Annotated in this window: 23 protein-coding genes; 22 read left to right on the top strand and 1 reads right to left on the bottom strand. The window is 66.3% G+C overall.

The genetic code is table 11. The features are described from left to right. Positions 1-133 precede the first annotated feature (133 nt). The 21 genes from argS to ACFWU2_RS05870 all read left to right on the top strand — a co-directional run bounded on the left by argS (position 134) and on the right by ACFWU2_RS05870 (position 22,057). Positions 134-1,786 carry an arginine--tRNA ligase gene (gene argS / locus ACFWU2_RS05970; protein ID WP_378602452.1) on the top strand — a complete coding sequence of 551 codons (1,653 nt, stop codon included), beginning with the start codon at positions 134-136 and terminating at the stop codon, positions 1,784-1,786. After that, positions 1,783-3,204 carry a diaminopimelate decarboxylase gene (gene lysA / locus ACFWU2_RS05965; RefSeq protein WP_378602449.1) on the top strand — a complete coding sequence of 474 codons (1,422 nt, stop codon included), beginning with the start codon at positions 1,783-1,785 and terminating at the stop codon, positions 3,202-3,204. The genes argS and lysA overlap by 4 nt, the downstream gene beginning before the upstream one ends. Then, positions 3,201-4,529 (top strand): homoserine dehydrogenase, encoded by a 1,329-nt coding sequence (locus ACFWU2_RS05960; RefSeq protein ID WP_378602446.1) that lies wholly within the window; start codon positions 3,201-3,203, stop codon positions 4,527-4,529. The genes lysA and ACFWU2_RS05960 overlap by 4 nt, the downstream gene beginning before the upstream one ends. Further along, the gene (gene thrC, locus ACFWU2_RS05955) at positions 4,526-5,617 is read left to right on the top strand and encodes a threonine synthase (RefSeq protein ID WP_378602443.1); all 1,092 of its coding nucleotides are present in this window, start codon (positions 4,526-4,528) and stop codon (positions 5,615-5,617) included. The genes ACFWU2_RS05960 and thrC overlap by 4 nt, the downstream gene beginning before the upstream one ends. 37 nt (positions 5,618-5,654) lie before the next feature. Then, entirely contained in the window at positions 5,655-6,584 is a 930-nt protein-coding gene (gene thrB, locus ACFWU2_RS05950; protein WP_378602440.1) for a homoserine kinase, read from the top strand. 341 nt (positions 6,585-6,925) lie between these two features. After that, positions 6,926-9,115, top strand: a complete 2,190-nt coding sequence (rho, locus tag ACFWU2_RS05945; RefSeq protein WP_378602437.1) for a transcription termination factor Rho — start codon at positions 6,926-6,928, stop codon at positions 9,113-9,115. Between the two features lie 119 nt (positions 9,116-9,234). Beyond that, the gene (gene rpmE, locus ACFWU2_RS05940; protein ID WP_169622497.1) at positions 9,235-9,468 is read left to right on the top strand and encodes a 50S ribosomal protein L31; all 234 of its coding nucleotides are present in this window, start codon (positions 9,235-9,237) and stop codon (positions 9,466-9,468) included. Positions 9,469-9,639: 171 nt separating this feature from the next. Continuing rightward, on the top strand, positions 9,640-10,719 hold the full coding sequence (gene prfA / locus ACFWU2_RS05935) for a peptide chain release factor 1 (protein ID WP_169622498.1): 1,080 nt from the start codon (positions 9,640-9,642) through the stop codon (positions 10,717-10,719). A gap of 99 nt (positions 10,720-10,818) precedes the next feature. Then, positions 10,819-11,739 carry a peptide chain release factor N(5)-glutamine methyltransferase gene (gene prmC / locus ACFWU2_RS05930; protein WP_378602434.1) on the top strand — a complete coding sequence of 307 codons (921 nt, stop codon included), beginning with the start codon at positions 10,819-10,821 and terminating at the stop codon, positions 11,737-11,739. Between the two features lie 55 nt (positions 11,740-11,794). After that, on the top strand, positions 11,795-12,457 hold the full coding sequence (locus ACFWU2_RS05925) for an L-threonylcarbamoyladenylate synthase (protein ID WP_378602431.1): 663 nt from the start codon (positions 11,795-11,797) through the stop codon (positions 12,455-12,457). 20 nt (positions 12,458-12,477) lie between these two features. After that, positions 12,478-13,683 (top strand): glycosyltransferase family 4 protein, encoded by a 1,206-nt coding sequence (locus ACFWU2_RS05920; RefSeq protein WP_378602428.1) that lies wholly within the window; start codon positions 12,478-12,480, stop codon positions 13,681-13,683. 11 nt (positions 13,684-13,694) lie between these two features. Beyond that, positions 13,695-14,174: a hypothetical protein gene (locus ACFWU2_RS05915; protein ID WP_378602425.1), complete on the top strand. Its 480-nt coding sequence runs from the start codon at positions 13,695-13,697 to the stop codon at positions 14,172-14,174. A gap of 259 nt (positions 14,175-14,433) precedes the next feature. After that, the gene (gene atpB / locus ACFWU2_RS05910) at positions 14,434-15,282 is read left to right on the top strand and encodes a F0F1 ATP synthase subunit A (protein WP_378602422.1); all 849 of its coding nucleotides are present in this window, start codon (positions 14,434-14,436) and stop codon (positions 15,280-15,282) included. A 92-nt stretch (positions 15,283-15,374) separates the two neighbouring features. Then, complete coding sequence (locus ACFWU2_RS05905; RefSeq protein ID WP_378602420.1) at positions 15,375-15,626, top strand: ATP synthase F0 subunit C; 252 nt, start codon at positions 15,375-15,377, stop codon at positions 15,624-15,626. A gap of 13 nt (positions 15,627-15,639) precedes the next feature. Further along, positions 15,640-16,203 (top strand): F0F1 ATP synthase subunit B, encoded by a 564-nt coding sequence (locus ACFWU2_RS05900; RefSeq protein WP_072700318.1) that lies wholly within the window; start codon positions 15,640-15,642, stop codon positions 16,201-16,203. Between the two features lie 5 nt (positions 16,204-16,208). After that, positions 16,209-17,024, top strand: a complete 816-nt coding sequence (locus ACFWU2_RS05895) for a F0F1 ATP synthase subunit delta (protein ID WP_378602417.1) — start codon at positions 16,209-16,211, stop codon at positions 17,022-17,024. Positions 17,025-17,084: 60 nt separating this feature from the next. Beyond that, the gene (gene atpA / locus ACFWU2_RS05890; protein WP_378602414.1) at positions 17,085-18,725 is read left to right on the top strand and encodes a F0F1 ATP synthase subunit alpha; all 1,641 of its coding nucleotides are present in this window, start codon (positions 17,085-17,087) and stop codon (positions 18,723-18,725) included. 48 nt (positions 18,726-18,773) lie between these two features. Then, positions 18,774-19,751: a F0F1 ATP synthase subunit gamma gene (locus tag ACFWU2_RS05885; RefSeq protein ID WP_378602411.1), complete on the top strand. Its 978-nt coding sequence runs from the start codon at positions 18,774-18,776 to the stop codon at positions 19,749-19,751. Positions 19,752-19,757: 6 nt separating this feature from the next. Continuing rightward, positions 19,758-21,206, top strand: coding sequence for a F0F1 ATP synthase subunit beta (gene atpD, locus ACFWU2_RS05880; protein ID WP_072700323.1), 1,449 nt, complete (start codon positions 19,758-19,760; stop codon positions 21,204-21,206). A gap of 6 nt (positions 21,207-21,212) precedes the next feature. After that, a complete protein-coding gene (locus tag ACFWU2_RS05875; protein ID WP_378602408.1) occupies positions 21,213-21,578 on the top strand; it encodes a F0F1 ATP synthase subunit epsilon in 366 nt (121 codons plus the stop codon). 44 nt (positions 21,579-21,622) lie between these two features. Continuing rightward, a complete protein-coding gene (locus ACFWU2_RS05870; protein WP_378602405.1) occupies positions 21,623-22,057 on the top strand; it encodes a DUF2550 domain-containing protein in 435 nt (144 codons plus the stop codon). Between the two features lie 10 nt (positions 22,058-22,067). On the opposite strand, the gene ACFWU2_RS05865 is transcribed toward ACFWU2_RS05870, so the two are convergent. Then, a complete protein-coding gene (locus ACFWU2_RS05865) occupies positions 22,068-22,640 on the bottom strand; it encodes a cob(I)yrinic acid a,c-diamide adenosyltransferase (protein WP_378602402.1) in 573 nt (190 codons plus the stop codon). Between the two features lie 57 nt (positions 22,641-22,697). Between ACFWU2_RS05865 and murA the strand changes: the two genes are divergently transcribed. Then, a complete protein-coding gene (gene murA, locus ACFWU2_RS05860) occupies positions 22,698-23,978 on the top strand; it encodes a UDP-N-acetylglucosamine 1-carboxyvinyltransferase (protein ID WP_378602399.1) in 1,281 nt (426 codons plus the stop codon). The last annotated feature ends 422 nt before the right edge of the window (positions 23,979-24,400 follow it).

Below are 24,400 nucleotides of genomic sequence, written 5' to 3'. Positions count from 1 at the left end.
GGACAAAGAAGATGCGAGCCGCCGAAGCGCGCACGCAAAGACAACTCTACGGGCGTCGCGGTGACAGCGGCCCCGGCGTCGGCTATGGGGGAGCGTCGGCGGCCCTTCGGACGAGCCAATAGGATGAACACCTGTGACTCCTTCCGACCTTGCCGAATTGCTCCACGGAACCGCCGCGACCGTCCTCGCCGATCGTGGTCTCGACGTGTCCGTCCTTCCCGAGACCCTTACCGTCGAACGCCCGCGCAACCCTGAGCACGGCGATTACGCGACCAATGTCGCCATGCAGGTCGCGAAGAAGGCCGGAGTCAACCCCCGTGAGCTCGCGACGTGGCTCGCCGAGGCGCTCACCGCCGCCGACGGGATCGACTCGGCCGACGTCGCCGGTCCCGGCTTCCTCAACATCCGCCTCGCTGCCGACGCGCAGGGGGCAATCGTCGCGAAGGTCCTCGACGAGAACGACGCGTACGGCGCCGGGGACGACCTCGCCGGCAAGAAGATCAATCTCGAGTTCGTCTCGGCGAACCCCACCGGACCGATCCACCTCGGTGGCACCCGCTGGGCCGCCGTCGGTGACGCGCTCGGCCGGATCCTCACCGCGCAGGGTGCGGAGGTCACGCGGGAGTACTACTTCAACGATCACGGCACCCAGATCGACCGCTTCACGCGGTCTCTGATCGCATCGGCGCTCGGCGAGCCCGCCCCGGAGGACGGATACGCCGGTCTGTACATCGGTGACATCGCCGGTGAAGTGCTGAAGCAGCGCCCGGACGTGCTGGATCTGCCCGACGCGGAGCGCGACGAGGTCTTCCGCTCGATCGGTGTCGAGCTGATTTTCGCCCATATCAAGCGGACCCTCCACGAATTCGGGGTCGACTTCGATGTCTACTTCCACGAGAACTCGCTGTTCGAATCCGGAGCGGTGGAGAAGGCGGTCGAGACGCTCAAGGGGTCCGGCAACCTGTACTTCTCGGACGGCGCGTGGTGGCTCAAGAGCACCGATTTCGGAGACGACAAGGATCGCGTCGTCATCAAGTCCGACGGCAACGCCGCCTACATCGCCGGCGACATCGCCTACTTCCAGAACAAGCGGTCGCGAGGCTTCGACCTGTGCATCTACATGCTCGGCGCCGACCATCACGGCTACATCGCGAGGCTGAAGGCGGCCGCCGCCGCGTTCGGTGACGATCCCGACACCGTCGAGGTCCTCATCGGTCAGATGGTCAACCTGGTGCGCGGCGGCGAGGCCGTCAAGATGAGCAAGCGGGCAGGCACCGTGATCAGCCTGGACGACCTCGTCGAGGCGATCGGCGTCGACGCTGCCCGCTACGCGCTCGTGCGCTCCTCGGTCGATCAGAGCATCGACATCGATCTCGAGCTGTGGACGAGCACCACCAGCGAGAACCCGGTGTACTACGTGCAGTACGCACACGCCCGGCTGTCGTCGATCGCACGCAACGCCGCCGACCTCGGGCTCGGCACCGAAGGCGCCGACCTGTCGCTGCTCACCCACGAGCGCGAGGGCGACCTCATCCGCACCATCGGCGAGTACCCCCGTGTCCTCGCCAAGGCCGCCGAACTGCGCGAACCGCACCGCGTGGCCCGCTACCTCGAGGAACTCGCCGGCACCTACCACCGGTTCTACGACGCCTGTCGCATCCTGCCCCAGGGTGACGAAGAACCCGGCGCCCTGCACACCGCGCGCCTGGCGCTGTGCGCCGCGGCGCGCCAGGTGCTCGGCAACGGCCTCGGACTGCTCGGCGTCTCCGCTCCGGAGCGGATGTGAACGCGCACCCCGCTGGGCCCCGGCACGCAGAGATTCCCCACGCCCCGACCCTCGCCGAACGTCCCCGTGACGCGGGTGAACTCAACAAGCTGCACGCGCACGTGTGGCCCCGCAACGCGAGTCGCGGCGACGACGGTGTCCTGCAGATCGCGGGAGTGCCTGTCACCGACCTCGCCGAGAAGTACGGCACGCCGCTGTTCGTCGTCGACGAAGACGACTTCCGGTCGCGGTGCCGCGAGATCGCCGAGGCTTTCGGCCCGACGGCACGGGTGCATTACGCGTCGAAGGCATTCCTGTGCACCGAGATTGCGCGGTGGGTCCACCAGGAGGGGCTGTCGCTCGACGTGGCGTCCGGCGGTGAACTGGCGGTCGCGCTGCACGCCGGCTTTCCCGCCGACAAGATTGCCATGCACGGCAACAACAAGTCCGTGCACGAACTGCGAAGCGCCGTGGGCGCCGGTGTCGGACACATCGTGCTCGACTCGATGGCCGAGATCGACCGCCTCGACGAGATCGCCGGTGAGCTGGGTGTCGTGCAGGACGTCCTCATCCGGGTCACCGTCGGTGTCGAGGCACACACCCACGAATTCATCTCCACGGCGCACGAAGACCAGAAGTTCGGTCTGTCGCTCGCCGGTGGCGCGGCCATGCGTGCGATCCGCCGGGTGTTCACCACCGGCAACCTCCGTCTCGTCGGGCTGCACAGCCACATCGGCTCGCAGATCTTCGACGTCGACGGATTCGAACTCGCCGCGCATCGCGTGATCGGGCTGCTGCGCGACGCCGTCGCCGAGTTCGGCCTGGACAAGACCGCGCAGATGAGCATCGTCGATCTCGGCGGTGGTCTCGGCATCTCGTACATCCCGAGCGACGACCCGCCGCCGGTCGCGGACCTCGCGGCGAAGCTCACCGACATCGTGCGCAACGAGTCGGCCCTCGCCGGCCTGCCCGAACCGACGATTGCCGTCGAACCCGGACGTGCAATCGCCGGCCCGGGCACCGTGACCCTGTACGAGGTGGGCACCGTCAAGGACGTCGGAGTGGGGACGGGCCACACCCGCCGCTACATCAGCGTCGACGGCGGCATGAGCGACAACATCCGCACCTCGCTCTACCAGGCGGAGTACGAGTCGCGGCTCGTCTCGCGGGTGAGCGACGCGGAACCCGTCGTCGCACGCGTCGTGGGCAAGCACTGTGAGAGCGGTGACATCGTGATTCGCGACGCGTGGATGCCGTGCGACGTGGGCGCCGGTGATTTACTGGCGGTAGCGGCGACGGGTGCATACTGCTACTCGATGTCCAGCAGGTACAACCTGCTGCCTCGTCCCGCCGTCGTGGCTGTCAAGGACGGCGTCTCGCGTGTCCTGCTACGTCGGGAAACCGTCGAAGATCTGCTCAGCTTGGAGGTTACGGAGTGACCAACTCAACGGTGACCGATGCACCGGGGCAGCGCCCCGTCGGTGTAGCGGTGCTCGGCCACGGCACGGTGGGAGCCGAGGTCGTGCGGATCATCCGTGATGATGCTTCGGACCTCCGTGAGCGCATCGGCGCCCCGCTCGAACTGCGAGGAATCGCGGTGCGGGACCTGTCCTACGACCGGGGCGTGCCGGCGGAACTTCTCACCACCGACGCCGAAGCGTTGATCACGCGCGACGACGTCGACATCGTCGTCGAACTGATCGGCGGAATCGAACTGCCCCGCACTCTGGTGCGTGCGGCACTCGACGCCGGTAAGTCGGTCGTCACCGCGAACAAGGCGCTGCTCGCCGCGTACACGGGCGAACTCGCCGAAGCCGCGGAGTCGCACAACGTCGACCTCTATTTCGAGGCCGCGGTGGCCGGTGCGATCCCCGTCATCCGCCCTCTGACGCAGTCGCTCGCGGGTGACCGGGTCGACCGCGTCATCGGCATTGTCAACGGCACCACCAACTTCATCCTCTCCGCGATGGACGACACGGGCGCCGACTACGCCGAGACACTCGCCGAGGCCGGCCGCCTCGGGTATGCCGAAGCGGACCCCACCGCCGACGTCGAGGGCTACGACGCCGCGGCCAAGGCCGCGATCCTCGCCTCGATCGCGTTCCACACGCGCGTGACCGCCAGCGACGTATACCGCGAAGGCATCTCGACCATCACGGCAGCGGACCTCACCTCCGCCCGTGCCCTGAACTGCACCATCAAGCTGCTCGCACTCTGCGAACGGGTCTCCGATCCCGACGGCAAGGACCGCGTCTCGGCACGGGTGTACCCCGCGCTCGTACCGCGCGAGCATCCCCTGTCGACGGTGAGCGGTGCGTTCAACGCGGTCGTGGTCGAGGCCCAGTCCGCGGGACGGCTCATGTTCTACGGCCAGGGAGCAGGCGGCGCCCCGACCGCGTCCGCCGTGATGGGCGACGTCGTGATGGCCGCCCGGAACCGTGTGCATGGCGGCCGCGGACCGCGCGAGTCCCGATACGCCAAGCTCGACATCGCCCCGATGAGCGACATCGTGACGCGGTACTACGTGAATCTGCAGGTCGCCGATCGTGCCGGTGTGCTCTCGGCCGTCGCTGCCGAGTTCGCGAACCGCGGCGTCAGCATCTCCGCCGTGCGACAGGAGGGTGCCGCAGAAAGCGCCCGCCTGGTGGTGCTCACGCACCGCGCCACCGATCGGGCGCTGGCGGACACCATCGCCGCGCTCGACAAGCTCGAATCCGTTATTGCTGTGACCAGCGTCCTGAGACTGGAGGGATCCGCCGAATGAGTGCGGTCGAAAAAAACACTGCTCCCGTGCACACCCCGTGGCCCGGGCTGATCGAGGCGTACCGCAGTCGACTCCCGATCGGTGACGGCTGGAAGACGGTGACGCTGTGCGAGGGCGGGACGCCGCTGCTCCCAGCCCCCCGGTTGTCGGAGATCACCGGGTGCGACGTGTACATCAAGGTCGAGGGCCTCAACCCCACGGGGTCGTTCAAGGACCGCGGCATGACGATGGCCGTCACCGAAGCGCTCGCGACCGGCAAGCAGGCGGTGCTGTGTGCGTCCACCGGCAACACGTCGGCGTCGGCGGCGGCGTACGCGTCGCGCGCCGGGATCGGCTGCGCAGTACTCGTGCCCCAGGGCAAGATCGCGATGGGCAAGCTCGCACAGGCAGTCATGCACGGCGCGAAGATCGTTCAGGTCGAGGGCAATTTCGACGACTGCCTCGAACTCGCCCGCAAGACCACCGCCGAGTTCCCGACGATCGGGCTCGTCAACTCCGTCAACCCGGTTCGTATCGAGGGCCAGAAGACCGCGGCGTTCGAGATCGTCGACGCACTCGGCGATGCGCCCGACGTGCACGTGCTGCCCGTGGGCAACGCAGGCAACATCACCGCGTACTGGAAGGGCTACTCCGAGTACTTCGCGGACGGCCTGAGCTCGCGCAAGCCGCGGATGCTCGGTGTCCAGGCAGCCGGTGCCGCCCCGCTCGTGCTCGGACACCCGGTGAAGGAGCCCGAGACGATCGCCACAGCCATCCGGATCGGTGCGCCCGCGTCCTGGAACGGTGCGGTCACCGCGAAGGACGAGTCGAACGGTGCGTTCCGCGCGGCCACGGACGAGGAGATCCTCGAGGCGTACCACCTGCTCGCGAAGTCCGAGTCGATCTTCGTCGAGCCTGCCTCGGCAGCGTCGATCGCCGGCTTGCTCGCGGCCTCCAAGGACGGATGGCTGCCGCGCGGGCTTCGAGTGGTGTGCACGGTGACGGGCAACGGTCTCAAGGACCCGGACACCGCGCTGCGCGACGTTCCCGTCGTCGAGCCGATTTCGGTCGACCCCGTCGCAGTGGCGTCGGCGCTCGAGTTGGTCTGAGTTGACCGCCACGCCTTCCTCTGTTGGGAATCAGAACATGACGCAAACGCTGCCCGTAGGGGTCTCGGTGACCGCCCGGGTTCCCGCTTCGAGTGCGAACCTGGGGGCCGGGTTCGACTGCCTCGGCCTCGCACTCGGGCTCTACGACGAGATCACCGTGACGACAACCGGTTCCGGTCTCGACGTGCGCGTCGAAGGGGAAGGTGCCCAAGAGGTCCCGTGGGGCCCGTCGCACCTCGTGGTTCGCGCCGTCGAGCGCGGTCTCGAAGCGGCGGGCATCTGGGCCGACGGTCTCGACGTGGTGTGCCGCAATGTGATTCCTCACTCCCGCGGCCTGGGGTCGTCGGCATCGGCTGCGGTCGGTGGACTCGCCGCCGCCAACGGTCTGGTGCGCAAGGTCGCGCCTGAGCGGGTGCTCGACGACGCCCAGCTCGTTCAGCTCGCCTCCGAATTCGAGGGGCATCCCGACAATGCGTCGGCGAGTGTGCTCGGTGGTGCGGTCGTCTCGTGGAGCGAACTCGACAACGGCTGCGAACAGCGGCGGTTCCGCGCGGTGTCGCTGAGCGTGCACCCCGACATCACGGCCGTCGCCCTGGTGCCGTCGGTTCGCTCGTCGACCGCGCACACGCGCGGGTTGCTTCCGGCCCTCGTTCCGCACCGCGATGCGGCGTTCAATGTCAGCCGCGCCGCCCTGGCGGTGGTCGCCCTGACCGAGCGGCCGGATCTGCTGATGGCGGCCACCGAGGATCTGCTGCACCAAGCCCAGCGTGCTCCCGCGCTGCCGCTGACCACCAAGTGGGTGACCACACTGCGCGCTGCCGGGATTCCCGCCATGGTCTCGGGTGCCGGCCCCACTGTGCTCGCGCTGACCACAGAGCCGTTCCCCGACGAATTGCGGGCTGCGGCGGAGGCGGACGACCTCACTGTCCTTCCTCTCGACGTGGCCGAGGGAGTGCAGGTCGACTGACGCGGTTCGTGTCACACCGCGCGCTGCTGTGCGCGCGTCGATTCTTGCCCTGCGTCCAGTTCGTCGCTATCCTGTGGGAAGTCCGCACGTCGTGCGTCCGAAGTCGCCGGATTCTCCAGGACACTCACTCCAGCTCCATGGGGCGTCGATCCCGGGTCTATCCTCACCTGCTCCCGATTCAGGGGGAGGGCCAGGCCGCACCCACCGGATCGGTGTGGTGGCGGACGTGCCGACCGTTCGATTCATGAACTCGTACGGCAATCCCAGCTCAGTGCAAGGAACTGATCTGCGGAACGAACCCTCGGCTCTGCGTAGAGCAACGAGGGAAGGAAAGGATCTCCGTGACAGATACGGACCTGATCGCCACATCCGCTCCCGACACCACCGAGTCTGCCGGAGGTCCGGCCGGAGATTCCGCACAGTCTCCGGTTCGCGCCGGTCGGCGCGGAACCGGCCTGTCGGGCATGGTGCTCGCCGAGTTGCGGACTCTCGCCGCGGAACTCGGTATCAAGGGAACCTCGGGTATGCGCAAGGGCGATCTCATCGCTGCGATCAAGGAGCGGCAGGGCGCAGGCGCCAAGCCCGCCCCCGCTGCAGCACAGCCCGCGACCGAGACGTCCGACGACGCCTCGGCTCGCCCCGCGCGTGCTCGCCGTGCCCGCGCCGCCGCGCAGGATGATGCTGCCGTGACTCCGGTCGCCGGCACCGAGCCTGCGGGCAACAAGCCTGCCGAGACCGGCACTGTCGCCACCGACACGAAGCCGGAGCGCAACGCCGAGACCGGTTCAGATTCCGAAGGCGAGTCCGACGGACCGCGGCGTGGACGCGGCCGACGCGGCCGTCGCGGCGCGGATCAGAACGAGCAGGGTCAGACCGATGCCGGCGCACCGGCGTCCGAAGGCCACGACCGCGACTCTCAGGAGCGCGGCGACGGTCATTCTCGTGACAAGTCGCAGGACCGCTCCGAGGGTGACGGTGGTAACCGGCGCGATCGCAATCAGGGTGATCGCAACCAGGGCGATCGCAACCAGGGTGATCGCAACCAAGGTGATCGCAACCAAGGTGATCGCAACCAAGGCGATCGCAACCAAGGTGATCGCAACCAGGGTGATCGCAACCAAGGCGATCGCAACCAAGGCGATCGCAACCAGGGCGACCGCAACCGGAACGACCGCCATCAGGACCGTGACCGGAACGATCGTGACCAGGGTGATCGCAGCCAGGGTGACGGCAACAACGGTCCGCGTCAGGACAACCGGGCGGGCGACGACGAGGAAGGCGGCCGCGGCCGTCGTGGGCGTCGCTTCCGCGAGCGCCGTCGCGGACGCGAGCGCGGCGAAGGCGGCGGCAGTGCCGATCGTGAGCCCGAGATCCGCGAGGACGACGTGCTCCAGCCCGTCGCGGGCATCCTCGACGTGCTCGACAACTACGCGTTCGTCCGGACCTCCGGCTACTTGGCCGGCTCCAACGACGTCTACGTGTCGATGAACATGGTGCGGAAGAACGGCCTGCGCCGCGGCGACGCCATCACCGGTGCCGTGCGTGTGCCCCGCGAGGGTGAGCAGGCCGGCAGCCAGCGCCAGAAGTTCAATCCGCTCGTGCGTCTGGACACGGTCAACGGTGGGGACGTCGAGGCGGCCAAGCATCGTCCCGAGTTCAACAAGCTCACACCGCTGTACCCGAACGAGCGACTGCGCCTCGAAACGCAGCAGAACATCCTGACCACTCGTGTGATCGACCTGGTCATGCCGATCGGCAAGGGACAGCGCGCGCTCATCGTCTCGCCGCCCAAGGCCGGTAAGACGACGGTCCTGCAGGACATCGCGAACGCGATCGCGGTCAACAACCCCGAGTGCTACCTCATGGTGGTGCTCGTCGACGAGCGCCCCGAAGAGGTCACCGACATGCAGCGCTCGGTGAAGGGCGAGGTCATCTCCTCGACCTTCGACCGTCCGCCGTCAGACCACACGTCCGTGGCCGAACTCGCGATCGAGCGCGCCAAGCGCCTCGTGGAAATGGGACGCGACGTCGTCGTGCTGCTCGACTCGATCACTCGCCTCGGCCGCGCGTACAACAACTCGTCGCCCGCGTCGGGACGCATCCTGTCGGGTGGTGTCGACTCGACCGCGCTGTACCCGCCGAAGCGGTTCCTGGGTGCGGCACGCAACATCGAGAACGGTGGGTCGCTCACCATCATCGCCACCGCGATGGTGGAGACCGGCTCCACGGGCGACACTGTGATCTTCGAGGAGTTCAAGGGCACGGGTAACGCCGAGCTCAAGCTCGATCGCAAGATCGCCGAGCGTCGCGTGTTCCCGGCGGTGGATGTCAATCCGTCGGGCACTCGTAAGGACGAGCTCCTCATGAGCCCCGACGAGTTTGCGGTCGTGCACAAGCTGCGCCGCGTGCTCTCCGGTCTGGATTCTCACCAGGCGATCGATGTGCTCATCGATCGGCTCAAGAAGTCCAAGACGAACATCGAGTTCCTGATGACGGTCGCGAAGACCGCCCCGGGAGCTCTGGAAGACTGACATCGGGGCCCGGGAATTTTTCCCGGGGCCAGGTGTTTGGCATAATCGAACGGCTCAGTCCGGCTCCGGTTCACGTCTTCGATCCGCGAAGGCGACCCGGCGGCCACGAAAGGGACACCATGAAGGCAGGAATCCACCCCAACTACGTGGCGACAACCGTCGTCTGCGGTTGCGGCAACACGTTCGAAACGCACAGCACCAAGGAGTCGGGACGGATCACCGTCGAAGTTTGCTCCAAGTGCCACCCGTTCTACACCGGCAAGCAGAAGATCCTCGACACCGGCGGCCGCGTCGCCCGCTTCGAGGCTCGCTACGGCAAGCGTCCTTCCAAGAAGGCCGACGCCGACAGCTAGCTGTCACGCCGACGCCCGGTTCTGTCTTCGTCACAGGCCGGGCGTCGGCTTTTTTGTTCCACCGGTGTACCGGCGCGGCCGGGCACCCCTCGATACACACGCGTCGAGCGCCGCAGCACCGAAGCAGGCGCACGGCACCGAAGCACACAGCATCACAGAGCGGAGCGACCCATGGCGGGGCAGACCAAGCCGTCGGCCATCGACGACATCCTGGCCGAATACGCGGGTCTGGAACAGCAATTGTCCGACCCGGCGCTGCACAACGATCCGTCGATTGCGCGCAGGGTAGGGAAGCGGTTCGCCGAGCTCGCCCCGGTCATGGCCACGTACACCAAGTTGACGGCCGCACGCGACGACCTCGGAGCCGCTCGCGAACTGGCCGCCGACGACTCCGCTTTCGCCGACGAAGTGAACAAACTCGAAGAGCAGGTCGCCGAACTCGACCGCACGCTCACCGATCTCCTCGCGCCCCGCGATCCGCACGACGGGGACGACGTGGTGTTGGAAGTGAAGTCCGGGGAGGGCGGCGAGGAGTCCGCTCTGTTCGCGGCCGATCTCGCGCGCATGTACACCCGCAACGCCGAGAACTCCGGCTGGCGTGTGGAAGTCCTCGGCGCGACATATTCGGATCTCGGCGGCTACAAGGACGTCACCTTGTCCATCAAGTCGAAGACCGACGTGCGGGACGGCGTATGGTCACGGCTCAAGTTCGAGGGTGGGGTGCACCGGGTGCAGCGCGTCCCGGTCACCGAATCGCAGGGCCGCGTGCACACCTCCGCGGCCGGCGTCTTCGTCTATCCCGAACCCGACGAGGTGGAAGAGGTGCAGATCGACGAGGGCGATCTGCGCATCGACGTGTACCGCTCGTCCGGCAAGGGCGGACAGGGCGTCAATACGACCGACTCCGCCGTCCGGATCACTCACCTGCCGACCGGGATCGTCGTCACGTGCCAGAACGAGCGGTCGCAGTTGCAGAACAAGGCCCGCGCGATGCAGGTTCTCGCCGCGCGCCTGCAGGCCGCAGCCGAAGAAGCAGCGGACGCAGAGGCCTCGGCGGGTCGTGCGAGCCAGGTGCGCACCGTCGACCGCTCCGAGCGCATCCGGACCTACAACTACCCCGAGAACCGCATCACCGACCACCGCATCGGCTACAAGGCGCACAACCTCGACGCTGTGCTCGACGGAGACATGGATGCGCTTCTCGACGCGCTCGCGGCCGCCGACCGGCAGGCCCGGCTCGCCGCCGAATAAGCGCGTGCCCCGCTGCGTCGGTGGCGAGTCCCCTGTGCGAGGTATGCGTGGGGGACCTCGTGGCATCGGACCGGCCGTGAGCATGGCACGCTGTACTGCGTGAGTCGTCAACCCCTGCGCCTGGCCATCATCGAAGCAGCGTCGGTGCTCGAGGAAGCGGGTGTCGCGAGCCCGCGTGTCGACGCCGAACTGCTTGCCGCGCACCTGCTCGGAATCGAGCGAGGCCGGCTCGGGCTCGTGCCCCTCGTCGATTCGGCCATGATCGAGGCCTACCGCGCGATGGTGGACCAGCGCGCCAAGCGCATTCCCCTCCAATACATCCTCGGCACGTCGCCGATGGGCGAGATCGACCTCGCTGTCGGGCCCGGCGTGTTCGTACCCCGGCCCGAGACGGAACTGCTCCTCGGTTGGGCACTGGCATTTCTCGAACGCCACGGACGCCGCAATCCCGTCGTGCTCGATCTGTGTACGGGATCGGGCGCGCTCGCGCTCGCAATCGCCCATGCCCGGCCGGATGCCGTCGTGCACGCCGTGGAACTCGAACCGCGGGCGCTCGCCTGGGCGCGGCAGAACGCCGAGACCCGTGCGAACGACGGCGACACGCCGATCGTGCTGCACCAGGGTGACGTGACCGACCGCACCCTGCTCGCCGCGCTCGAGGGCGCTGTCGACATCGTGGTGTCCAACCCGCCGTACATCCCCGAGGGAACCGTCCTCGAACCCGAAGTCGCCGAGCACGACCCGCATTCTGCGTTGTTCGGCGGCCCGGACGGGCTGTCCGTCATCAAACCGATGATCTCGAACATCGCGCGCTGGTTGCGAATCGGGGGAGCGGCGGCGGTGGAACACGACGACACCAACGGCATGCTCGTCGCCGAGCTGTTCGCGCAGCGCCGCGTCTTCGGTGACGTAGTCGAGCATTACGACCTGGCGGGCAAGCCCCGATTCGTGGTCGCGCACCGGGTGCCGACCGACGTCGAAGCGAGTCGTGCGGCAGTCCGTTCCTCGGCGAGCGGCTAGCCCGGGCGCCGAGCCCCGCGTCGGAATACTCGAGCGCTAGTGGAAGGATGAGGACGTGAGCACCGTGTACGACTGCAACAAACCAGATTCGCGCGCCGCCGGATTGAACGCGGCGCGCGGCGCGCTCAAGGCAGGACGCCTCGTCGTCGTGCCCACCGACACGGTGTACGGCCTCGCAGCCGACGCATTCGACAGTTCCGCGGTCTCCGCGCTGCTGAGGGCGAAGGGACGCGGACGGGACATGCCGGTGCCCATCCTCGTCGGATCGTGGACGACGATCGACGGCCTCGTCAGCAATGTGCGCCCCGAAGCCCGCGAACTCATCCGTGCGTTCTGGCCCGGCGGCCTCAGCCTGGTGGTGCATCAGGCACCGTCGCTCGCGTGGGATCTCGGCGACACCCGCGGGACGGTGATGCTGCGCATGCCGCTGCACCCGGTGATCCTCGAGTTGCTGCGCGAGGTCGGACCGCTCGCGGTGTCGAGCGCCAACATTTCCGGTCGCCCGCCCGCCACGGACGCCGGTCAGGCGCGTGAACAGCTCGGGGAATCCGTCGGGGTGTATCTCGACGGAGGGCCGGCCGAACACGGCGTCGCGTCGACGATCGTCGATCTCACCGGTGACCGCCCCCGGATCCTGCGCGAAGGCGCGGTGTCGGCCGAGGAGGTCGCCGAGGTTCTCGGCGATGATCCCGAACGCCTGCGCTCCGGCGGGGAGTAGCGGGCGGGGGAACGGAGCACGTGACTTCAGCCGACTCAGCGGTCGTACTGCTCGCGCAGGCGGGACGTGGCGCGGGCGTACCCATCAGGGAACTGCTTCTGGTGCTTCTCACCTCTGCGGTGGTGACCTTTCTCGCCACCGGGGTGGTCCGCATCCTCGCGATCAAGTTCGGTGCGGTGGCGATCCCTCGCGATCGTGACGTGCACGTCACACCGACGCCGCGTCTGGGCGGGGTCGGGATGTACATCGGACTCGTTGCGGGCATCGTCTTCGCGCAGCATCTACCGGCGTTGACCAGAGGTTTCGAGTACACCACCGAAATGGGCGCCGCGCTGGTGGCGGCGTCGATCATCGTGCTCGTGGGCATCATCGACGACCGGTGGGGACTCGACGCCCTCACCAAGTTCGTGGGTCAGGTGACCGCTGCCGGGGTGCTGGTGGTGATGGGCGTGAGCTGGATCGTGATCTACGACCCGTTCAGCGGTTCCACGCTCGTGCTGGACCAGCTGCAAGGGGGTCTCATCACGGTCGCGGTGGCCGCCGTGATGATCAACGCGATGAACTTCGTCGACGGCCTCGACGGCCTCGCGGCCGGTCTCGGACTGATCGCCGCGGTGGCGATCTGTGTGTTCTCGGTGGGACTGTTGCTCGATCAGGGCGGTGACGTCTCGGCGTATCCGCCGGCGTTGATCGCGGCTGCGCTGGCGGGCGCGTGCCTCGGGTTCCTGCCGTTCAATTTCCAGCCCGCGAAGATCTTCATGGGGGACTCGGGGTCGATGTTGATCGGCCTGATGCTCGCGGCCATCTCGACCAGCGCGTCGGGTCGAATTCCCCTCAGTGCCTATGGTTCCCGCGACCTTCTCGGTCTCCTGTCGCCGCTCATCCTGATCGGCGCTGTCATGTTCATCCCGATTCTCGACCTCCTCCTCGCGATCGTCCGGCGCACGCGCGCCGGTGTGAGCCCGTTCAGCCCGGACAAAATGCACCTGCATCACCGGCTGCTGCAGATCGGCCACTCGCATCGGCGTGTGGTGCTGCTCCTCTACTTGTGGGTCGGCGTCCTGGCCTTCGGAGCCGTGGGCTCGTCGCTGCTCGACCGCAGGGTGGTCGTGCTGATGACGGCCGCCGGCCTGTTGTTCGCGCTCGTGGTGACCGCCGTCCCATCGCTGCGGCATCACGACGGTGACGGGGATGCACCGCCGAAGCGCTTCCGCTGGGTCCGTTAGGCTCGATTACTGTGACCTCCCCGGATCTTCCCGAACCCGAACGCTCCCTGCCCACCCTGCCCGACGCGTCGGCACCCATGCGCGCGGCCGTCCGGTACGGCGCACTCGGACTGCTCGCGCTGGCCGTCGTGGCGTCGATCGTGTCCGTGCTCGTCGCGGGAACGCCCGGCCTGTGGGGAGCGCTGATCGGTGCGGCCGTCGGTGGCGGGTTCATCCTGTTCACCGCGCTCGGCGTGCTGCTGACCGCGAAACTCCCGGCGATGACCGCGGGCGCGGTACTGCTAGGAACGTGGCTACTCAAGCTCATCCTCGCCATCGTGGTGATGGCGACGCTCGATCCGCTGGACTTCTACAACCGGAACGCGCTCGTCCTGACGATCGTCCTGGCGTTGGTGATCGTGCTCGGAGCGGAAACGTACGGCGTGGTGTCCCAGCGCGCGCTCTACGTCGACCCGAAGCCGTCGGGCGGCACCGGAAACGACGACCAGTAGTAGATACGTGTGTCAATTACCCGCGGGTAGGGTACCCACCTACGCACTGTCGTAGAGCAGTTGGTAGTGTGGTTTTCACGAAGGTGACACTGCACGCGAGGGCCTCGGCCGAGCACGCGGTTGTGACTTCATAGGCGGTCGTGTTCAATGACCGCCGAGTCGACGAGAGTCGCCGACACCGGCAGGACGCGGGACCGCTTCGGCGGTTCGGAACACTGGCGAATACGCGAGCCGACCTGGTCGACTTGTTGGATCGTCAATGTCCGATCGAACCGCAGACGGCAATGCCTGCGGCCGACTACGGGAGAGAGCGCTGAGCGTCACCACCTTGGCAGCCGGAGAATTCCACGCGCCGTCACTTGCTGATTTTTTCCCACCGCCAATCCTCTTCGAGGGCACCCCCTTCGAGATGGATCGACTGATGCTTATCCGCGTCGTCGTCGCACTGCTCGTCGCGGTCTTCTTCTTCTTCGCCATGCGGAGTCCGAAGATCGTGCCGCGAGGCGTGCAGAACGTCGCCGAGATCATGCTCGACTTTGTTCGTATCCACATTGCCGAGGACATCCTCGGCAAAGAGCAGGGGCGCCGGTTCCTGCCGGTGATCGTCACCATCTTCTTCTTGGTGGTCGGGCTCAACCTGACCTCGATCATCCCCTTCCTCAACATCTCGTCGAATGCGCGAATCGGCATGCCGATCGTCCTCGCTGCGCTCGCCTACGTCGTCTTCAACTACGTAGGCATCAAGAAGTACGGGTTCTTCCGTTACGTCAAGAGCAGCGTCGTCATTCCGAACCTGCCGCCGGCTCTTCACCTTCTGGTGATCCCGATCGAGTTCGTCTCGACATTCCTGCTGCGGCCGTTCACCCTCACCATTCGTCTCATGGCGAACATGCTGGCCGGACATATCATGCTGGTGCTGTTCTTCAGCGCCACGCAGTTCTTCTTCTTCGACTCCGACGGCATCATGAGGTTCTTCGGTATCGGTTCGCTCATCGGCGGAGTCGCGTTCACCTTCTTCGAGCTTCTGGTGATCGTCCTGCAGGCCTACATTTTCGCGCTGCTCACAGCGGTGTACATCGATCTGGCGCTGCACGCCGAAGAGCATTAGCTCCCCGAACTGCACGACCTACATCTCTACACACAGACTGACTCGGTCGCCGATCCCCGGGGCCGGGCCACAAGAAAGGGAATGGAACACCAATGAGCGTTGCGCTTCAGGCAGCAGACGTCCTCGCCCAGTCGGAGACCACCTTGAAGGGTCTCGGCGCGGTCGGCTACGGCCTCGCTGCGATCGGCCCCGGCATCGGCATCGGCATCGTCGTCGGTAAGGCGATCGAGGGCATGGCTCGCCAGCCCGAGATGGCCGGTCAGCTGCGTACCACCATGTTCCTCGGTATCGCATTCACCGAGGCACTGGCGCTGATCGGTATCGTCGCCGGCTTCATCTTCTGATTCGACGACAACCATGGCTGACAGCATCCTGATTCTCGCGGCAGCGGAAGGGGAGACACCCAATCCCCTGCTGCCCGCGACATACGACATCGTTTGGTCGCTCGTCGCCCTGATCATCGTCGGCATCGTCTTCTGGAAGTTCGTACTTCCGATGTTCCAGAAGGTTCTCGACGAGCGTTCGGAGCTGATCGAAGGCGGCATCAAGAAGGCAGAGGAAGCTCAGGCAGAGGCTGCGGCCGCGCTCGAGCAGTATCGTGCCCAGCTCGCCGAAGCCCGTACCGAGGCGGCGCAGATCCGTGAAGAGGCCCGTACGCAGGGCCAGCAGATCATCGCCGACATGAAGGCACAGGCCCAGGAAGAGAGCGACCGCATCGTCGCTGCAGGTCACAACCAGCTGCAGGCCCAGCGCCAGCAGATCGTGGCCGAACTGCGCACCGATCTCGGACGTAGCTCGGTGGATCTCGCCGAGAAGATCATCGGCGAGGCACTCGCCGACGATGTGAAGCGTGCCGGCTCGATCGATCGATTCCTCGACGAACTCGACTCCCTCAGCGCTGACTCTGCATCCGGAAAGTGAGCACCATGTACGCAGCAAGCCGTGAGGCACTCGCTCATACGCGTTCCGCGTTGCAGTCCGCCCTGGGCTCGGGTGCCGCGACTGCCGCTGCGGCTCAGGCCGGTTCCGAACTGTTCTCGGTGGTCGAGGCGCTCGACAGCCACCGTGCTCTCCGGAGCGCGCTGGCAGACGCCTCGGCCCCGGTCGCTGTTCGGGTGACGCTGGCCGAGCAGGTCTTCGGGGGGAAGGTTTCGGCCTCGACCCTCGCGACTGTCAAAGCCGCGGCGGGGCAGGACTGGTCGGCACAGTCCGACCTGACCAACTCTCTCGTCCAGCTCGGTCGTGAGGCGTTGCTGAAGGCGGCAGCGGACCAGAACCAGCTCGACACCGTCGAGGACGAGCTTTTCCGCCTCGGACGCATCGTGGCCGGTAACCCGGACCTCGAGCGGACACTTTCCGACCGCAGCACCACGGTTACGGCCAAGCGGGAGCTGCTGTCACGTCTGCTCTACGGCAAGGTGACCGCGATCACCGAAGCCTTGGCGGTTCATGCCGTCGGTCGGCTCCGCAAGCCGCCGGCCGAGACGCTCGACGAACTGTCGGCGCTCGCCGCAACCCAGCGCGATCGTGCCGTTGCGCACGTCCAGAGCGCGGCACCCCTCGATGCGACGCAGGAAGAGCGGCTCGCCGCTACCCTGGGCCGTATCTACGGGAAGGCCGTGACGGTGCACGTCGAGGTCGATCCCGAGCTTCTCAGTGGATTGGTCGTCCGGGTGGGCGACGAGGTCATCGACGGCAGTGCTGCGGGTCGACTCGCGGCAGTGCGCAAGAGCCTCACGTAGTCCACTTCCGAACACACACATAGATCTTTCCGAAGACCTGATACCGAGAGCAGGAAGAACATGGCGGAGCTGACGATCTCCTCCGACGAGATCCGTAGCGCGATTGACAATTACACCGCGAGCTACTCCCCGGAGGCCTCCCGCGAAGAGGTCGGCGTGGTCGTCGACACCAGTGACGGCATCGCGCACATCAGCGGCCTCCCGTCGGCGATGTCCAACGAGCTGCTGGAATTCCCCGGCGGCGTTCTGGGCGTGGCCCTGAACCTCGAAGCCACCGAAATCGGTGCCGTTATCCTGGGCGACTACCAGACCATCCAGGAAGGCCAGGAAGTCAAGCGGACCGGCGACGTTCTGTCCGTCCCGGTCAGCGACAACTTCCTCGGACGCGTCGTGAACCCGCTCGGTCAGCCGATCGACGGCCTCGGCGACATCGAAGCCGACGAGACCCGTGCGCTCGAGCTGCAGGCCGCTTCCGTGCTGGAGCGCCAGCCGGTCGAGGAGCCGCTCCAGACGGGCATCAAGGCCATCGACGCGATGACCCCGATCGGGCGTGGCCAGCGCCAGCTCGTGATCGGCGACCGCAAGACCGGCAAGACCGCGGTCTGCATCGACGCGATCCTGAACCAGAAGGCCAACTGGGAGTCCGGCGACGCGTCGAAGCAGGTGCGCTGCATCTACGTCGCGATCGGCCAGAAGGGCTCCACCATCGCGGGCGTCAAGCAGGCCCTCGAGGAGAACGGCGCGATGGAGTACACCACCATCGTCGCAGCTCCGGCCTCCGACTCCGCCGGCTTCAAGTGGCTCGCCCCGTACACCGGTTCGGCCCTCGGCCAGCACTGGATGTACCAGGGCAAGCACGTCCTCATCGTGTTCGACGACCTGACCAAGCAGGCCGAGGCATACCGTGCCATCTCGCTGCTGCTGCGTCGCCCGCCGGGACGTGAGGCGTACCCCGGTGACGTCTTCTACCTGCACTCGCGTCTGCTGGAGCGTTCGGCCAAGCTGTCCGACGCGCTCGGTGGCGGCTCGCTGACGGCTCTGCCGATCATCGAGACCAAGGCGAACGACGTCTCGGCCTACATCCCGACCAACGTCATCTCCATCACCGACGGTCAGGTCTTCCTCGAGTCGGACCTCTTCAACAAGGGCGTCCGGCCGGCGATCAACGTCGGTATCTCGGTTTCCCGAGTCGGTGGCGCCGCGCAGACCAAGGGCATGAAGAAGGTCTCCGGTTCCCTGCGTCTGGAACTCGCTCAGTACCGCGAGCTCGAGGCGTTCGCGACCTTCGCTTCCGATCTCGATGCCGCGTCCAAGGCGCAGCTCGAGCGTGGACAGCGACTCGTCGAGCTTCTCAAGCAGGATCAGTACTCGCCTATCGCTGTCGAGGATCAGATCATCTCGATCTACCTTGCAGGTGAAGGCGTTTACGACTCCGTCCCGGTCGGCGATGTCCGCCGGTTCGAGCGGGAACTTCTCGAGGATCTGCACCGCAATGCCTCGGGCGTCTACGAGCAGATCGCCGGTGGCAAGGCTCTGACCGACGAGTCGATCGAGGCCCTCAACGTCGCGACCGCCAAGTTCAAGGAGGGCTTCCTCGATTCCGACGGCAGCCGTGTCGTGAACGACGGGGGCGAGACTCTCGACGCCGACGAGGTCACGCAGGAACAGGTCTCCGTCAAGCGCACCTCCGTCCGCAAGTGAGCGGGGCGGCCATGACCCAGCGTCCAGTGAAGGGAGTGTGATCGACGAATGGCGAACTTGCGTGAGCTGCGCTCGCGGATCAAGTCGGTCAACTCGACCAAGAAGATCACCAAGGCGCAGGAACTGATCGCGACGTCGCGTATCACGAAGGCCCAGGCCCGAGTGGCGGCATCGAAGCCGTACGCCGAGAAGATCACCCAGGTCCTCTCGGATTTGGCCAGCGCGTCCTCGTCGCTGGATCACCCCCTGCTCAACGAGCGCGAGAACCCGAAGCGTGCCGCAGTGCTGGTCGTGACCAGCGACCGCGGTATGGCCGGTGGTTACAACTCCAACGTCTTGAAGGAGGCGGAGGAGTTGCAGAAGCTGCTCGTCAGCGAGGGCAAAGAGCCCGTGCTGTACGTGCTGGGCGGTAAGGGCCTGTCGTTCTACACCTTCCGTGAGCGCCCCGTCGCGGGTGCCTGGACAGGTTTCTCGCAGGAACCCCGTTACACGGATGCCGCGAAGGCGAGCCGGCACCTGGTCGAGCTGTTCATGGCCGGATCCGGTTCCGAGGTGCCCGCCCCCAACGGCGAAGGCACCATCGAGGGCGTCGACGAGCTGCACATCGTCTACACCCGGTTCGTGTCCATGCTGACCCAGATCCCCGAGGTGCGCCGCATGGCGCCGCTCGAGGTGAGTGTCACCGAGGACGAGATCGAACTGGGCTCGGACATGCTGAGCGACGGTCATCGTGAATCCGAGGGACCCACGGCCGACTACAACTTCGAGCCCGAGGCGTCGACGCTTCTGTCCGCGCTTCTGCCGAAGTACATCGGCACGCGAATCTTCGCGTCGCTGCTGGAGGCCGCGGCCTCCGAGTCGGCTGCCCGTCGTACGGCGATGAAGGCCGCGACGGACAATGCCACGGATCTGGTGAACACCCTCAGCCGTCAGGCGAATCAGGCCCGCCAGGCCCAGATCACCCAGGAAATCAGCGAGATCGTCGGCGGTGCCGGTGCGCTCGCCTCGAGTGCAGGAAGTGACTGAACCACAATGACCGCAGCAGTTACCGACAAAAACGCCGGAGCGGCGTCGGCCCTTGCCGGGCGCGTCGTCCGCGTCATCGGCGCCGTCGTCGACGTGGAATTCCCGCGTGGCGCCGTACCCGAACTGTTCAACGCCCTGCACGCAGAGGTCACTCTGCCGTCCGTGGCGAAGACCCTGACCCTCGAGGTCGCGCAGCACCTGGGCGACAACCTGGTCCGCACGATCTCGATGCAGCCCACCGACGGTCTGGTGCGCGGCACCTCCGTCACCGACACCGGCCGCCCGATCTCCGTGCCGGTCGGCGATGTCGTCAAGGGCCACGTCTTCAACGCCCTGGGCGACTGCCTCGATGCACCCGGAACGGGTCGCGACGGTGAGCAGTGGGGCATCCACCGCAAGCCCCCGGCCTTCGATCAGCTCGAGGGCAAGACCGAAATCCTCGAGACCGGCATCAAGGTCATCGACCTGCTGACCCCGTACGTCAAGGGCGGCAAGATCGGTCTGTTCGGTGGCGCCGGTGTCGGCAAGACCGTTCTGATCCAGGAGATGATCACCCGTATCGCGCGTGAGTTCTCCGGTACGTCGGTGTTCGCCGGCGTCGGCGAGCGCACCCGTGAGGGCACCGACCTCCACCTCGAGATGGAAGAGATGGGCGTCCTCCAGGACACCGCCCTTGTCTTCGGCCAGATGGACGAGCCGCCGGGCACGCGTATGCGCGTCGCCCTGTCCGCACTGACCATGGCGGAGTACTTCCGCGATGTGCAGGGCCAGGACGTGCTGCTCTTCATCGACAACATCTTCCGGTTCACCCAGGCCGGTTCCGAGGTGTCGACCCTTCTCGGTCGTATGCCTTCGGCCGTGGGTTACCAGCCGACGCTGGCCGACGAGATGGGTGAGCTCCAGGAGCGCATCACCTCGACGCGTGGTCGCTCGATCACCTCGCTGCAGGCGATCTACGTCCCCGCCGACGACTACACCGACCCGGCGCCGGCCACCACGTTCGCGCACCTCGATGCGACCACCGAGCTCTCGCGTCCGATTTCGCAGATGGGTATCTACCCCGCTGTGGACCCGCTGACGTCGACCTCGCGCATCCTCGAGCCCGGCATCGTCGGCGCGGATCACTTCCGTGTCGCCAACGAGGTCAAGCGGATCCTTCAGAAGTACAAGGAACTGCAGGACATCATCGCCATCCTCGGTATGGACGAGCTTTCCGAAGAGGACAAGGTCACGGTCAACCGTGCCCGTCGTCTTCAGAAGTTCCTCGGCCAGAACTTCATCGTTGCCGAGAAGTTCACGGGTCAGCCCGGTTCGGTCGTGCCGCTCAGCGACACCATCGAGGCGTTCGACCGCGTCTGCAAGGGCGAGTTCGACCACCTTCCGGAGCAGGCCTTCAACAGCTGCGGTGGACTCGACGATGTCGAGGCCGCGGCCAAGAAGATCTCCGGGAAGTAGGCCGGCGTGGCTGAGATGCGCGTAGACATCGTTGCCGTCGAGGAGCGTGTCTGGTCGGGAGAGGCGACTCTCGTCACCGCCCAGACCACCGAAGGCGAAATCGGCGTCATGCCCGGACACGAGCCGGTCCTCGGCCAGCTCGTCGAGGGCGGTGTCGTGTCGGTCAAGACCGTCGACGGGGAGCGTATCGTCATGGCAGTCGACGGCGGATTCCTTTCGGTGACCGCCACGACCGTGACGGTTCTCGCCGAAGCGGCCGTTCTTGCCGAACACATCGACGTCGAGGCAGCGAAGTCGACCCTGACCGAAAGTCAGGACGAGGCGGCAGTCGCAGCGGCCAAGGGCCGCCTGCGGGCCGTCGAACGGGCCTGATCGTCGGAATACACAACGAAGAGCCGCGACGGAGCCGACAAGCAGTGTCACTGGGATTGATTGTTCTCATCATCCTTGTGGTGCTGCTTGCGGCTGCCGTCGCGGCTCTCGTTTATCGTGCCTTTTCCCTTCGCGGAGGGGGCACCGCCGCGATCGTGAGGATTCTCCCGCGCAGTGACTGCGCCGGATGGCGCCACGGGATCATCCGCTACGGCGAGGAGACGCTCGCCTTCTACAAGCTCTCGAGTCTGCGCCCCGGGCCGGATACCCGGATTTCCCGCCAGGGCATCGAGGTGCGTTCGCGCCGGCACCCCACGACAGCGGAGACGGACATCATGACCGAGGACATCGTGATCCTCGAGATCGTCGACGGCGACCGATCCTATGAGATCGCTCTGGACAGCGGCGCGAAGACGGCGTTCCTGTCCTGGGTGGAGTCCAGGCCGTCGGGACGCTCGCAGCGCCGCCGTCCCTATTAGATCGACCTACCTACGCGCCCGCTCCGGGCTTCCACAGGACGTCACCCTCCGGATTGGTGACCCTGCTGAGGATGAACAACAGATCCGACAAGCGGTTGAGGTACTTCGCCGGCAAGACCGTCGTGGTCTCGGGTGCGGCGTCCACCGCGGCCCATGCCGAACGTTCTGCCCGGCGCGCCACCGTGCGTGCGGTGTGCAGCAGCGCGGCCGCCGGGGTTCCGCCCGGAAGAATGAACGAATCGAGCGGTCCCAGCTCTTCGTTGAATTCGTCGCACCACGCCTCGAGCCGGTCGATGTACGGCTGGGTGATACGCAGTGGCGGGTATTTCGGGTTCTCCGCGATCGGCGTCGACAGATCGGCGCCCGCGTCGAACAGATCGTTCTGGATCTGCTGCAGCACGGGAACGAGCCGCTCCGGGACAGAACCGAGTGCGAGTGCCACCCCGATCGCCGCGTTCGTCTCGTCGCAATCGGCGTAGGCGATCAATCGCGGGTCGTTCTTCGATACCCGGGAAAAATCACTGAGGCCCGTCGTACCGTCGTCTCCGGTACGGGTATAGATCCTGGTGAGGTGCACTGCCATGGCCGCCACGGTACCGGTTCGGCTGTAGAGACAGACACGACGTTAGGCTGTGTCGTTGTGAGTGAACGCTTTCTTGTCACCGGGGGAAACCGGCTCGTTGGTGATGTCGTCGTCGGTGGTGCCAAGAACAGCGTGCTCAAGCTGATGGCTGCCGCGCTTCTCGCCGAGGGCACCACGACGATTACGAACTGTCCAGACATCCTCGACGTGCCCTTGATGGCGGAGGTCCTGCGGGGCCTCGGCTGCGAGGTCGAACTCGACGGTGACGAGGTACGGATCACGACACCGGCCCAGCCGTCCTATCACGCGGACTTCGCCGCGGTGAAGCAGTTCCGCGCCTCCGTCTGTGTTCTCGGGCCCTTGGTCGCGAGGTGCCGCCGCGCGGTGGTCGCCCTACCGGGTGGAGACGCGATCGGCTCCCGTCCGCTCGACATGCACCAGTCCGGTCTCCGTCTGTTGGGGGCGCACAGCACCATCGAGCACGGCTGCGTCGTTGCCGAGGCGGACGAACTGCACGGCGCGACGATCCGGCTGGCCTTCCCGTCCGTCGGTGCCACGGAGAACATCCTCATGGCTGCTGTCCTCGCAAAGGGCGACACCACCATCGACAACGCCGCGCGTGAACCCGAGATCGTGGACCTGTGCACCATGCTCGTCCAGATGGGCGCCCGGATCACCGGGGCAGGGAGCACGACGCTCCGAATCTCCGGCGTTCCGGCCCTGTCGCCGACGAGTCATCGCTGCATCGGTGACCGCATCGTTGCGGCAACGTGGGGGATCGCGGCGGCGATGACGCGCGGGGATCTGACGGTGCGCGGAGTCAATCCCAAGCACCTCGCGCTCGTGCTCGACAAGCTGCGGGGAGCCGGCGCCGAAGTCGTTCCGCTCGTGGACGGGTTCCGCGTTGTCCAGAGGGAGCGTCCGCGGGCGGTCAACTTCGCGACACTTCCGTACCCCGGTTTCCCTACCGATCTTCAGCCGATGGCCATCGGGCTCGCCGCGGTGGCGGACGGCACGTCGATGATCACCGAGAACGTCTTCGAGGCGCGGTTCCGCTTCGTGGAGGAAATGGTGCGTCTGGGCGCCGACGCGCGGACGGACGGACACCACGCGGTGATCCGCGGGGTGGAGGAACTGTCGAGCGCTCCGGTATGGGCGTCGGACATCCGTGCAGGGGCCGGACTGGTGCTTGCGGGACTCTGCGCGGACGGGGTGACCGAAGTGCACGACGTCTACCACATCGATCGTGGCTACCCGAGGTTCGTGGAAATCATGCAGGAGCTGGGCGGAAACATCGAGCGTGTCGGGGCCGGCGAGCCCACTCTCCTGCGCGGATGAGGCGCAGCGCGGCATGTGTCCGGCGTCACGATTGAAGATCTCGGTGTGCGGGGTAGCCGCAACGTCCGTTCACCTGGGGTTTCTTCCCTCGGATGGTCGCTGACCAGGGGATTTGCAGGGCAGTTCATCGTCGCGTAACTTAGTTCAAGTCAGAGCGACACGGACACCGACCCGGACCTGAGGGACTGGGAAAACGAGGTTGGACGAAGGCGCCTGCACGTTTACACGACACACAATCTTCTGGTAAGGTTGGTGTTCGCCCCCAGGGAGCCGATGAGGAACCCGGTGGGACAACAAACCCCGGATCGAACAAGTTGAGAAACTTGCGAGTGATGGTGTGTGCGTGTTCTTTGAGAACTCAACAGTGTGCCGATGAATGTCAGTGCCAATTATTTTGGTGCGATCATCCGCTTTTGGTGGAT

The organism is Rhodococcus sp. NPDC058639, from assembly GCF_042717545.1.
Lineage (GTDB): Bacteria > Actinomycetota > Actinomycetes > Mycobacteriales > Mycobacteriaceae > Rhodococcus.
This window is presented reverse-complemented; position numbering and strand designations above follow the sequence as displayed.